Genomic DNA, 448 nt, shown 5'->3' with positions numbered 1-448 from the left:
ATTGGTCGCGGTGGCGCCGGATCCGGTGATCGCATAGGTTCCGGCATTGCTCGCGATCGTCGCGACCGAACCATAGGTGAGGCCTGAGACGACGCTGGCGGTATCGCCATTGCGGAAGCCGGTGATGCTGCCGGTAAAGGCGGGGTTGGCGAGCCCGTATTCACGCGTCGCGTTGTCCGCCGTAACCGTCAGCAGCGCCTTGGTGATCGTCAGCGTGCCGGGGACGTAGGCGAAGTCATAATTGGTCGCGCTGCCACCCGACGCTGTGATCGCATAACTGCCAACGGCCGATCCGGTGTTGGCCGCGGTACCATAAGCCAGGCCCGAAACCACGCTGGCGGTATCGCCCGCACGCAGGCCGCTGATCGTGCCGGTGAACGCCGGATTGGCGAGGCCGTACTCCCGCGTTGCATTGTCGGCGGTCACCGTAAGCAACGCCCTGGTGATC

The 448-nt window shown here is 65.0% G+C and carries 1 protein-coding gene; it reads right to left on the bottom strand.

Features of this window, described 5'->3' with window-relative positions; all coding sequences use genetic code 11:
- Positions 1-426: MBG-2 domain-containing protein (locus tag FG486_RS18420; protein WP_181268591.1), on the bottom strand; the 426-nt coding region annotated here is incomplete at its 3' end.
- Between the last annotated feature and the right edge of the window lie 22 nt (positions 427-448).

This window comes from Blastomonas ursincola (assembly GCF_013607875.1).
Classification (GTDB): domain Bacteria; phylum Pseudomonadota; class Alphaproteobacteria; order Sphingomonadales; family Sphingomonadaceae; genus Blastomonas; species Blastomonas ursincola.
Note: the sequence above shows the minus strand (reverse complement) of the source record. Positions and strands in the feature narration are given on the sequence as shown.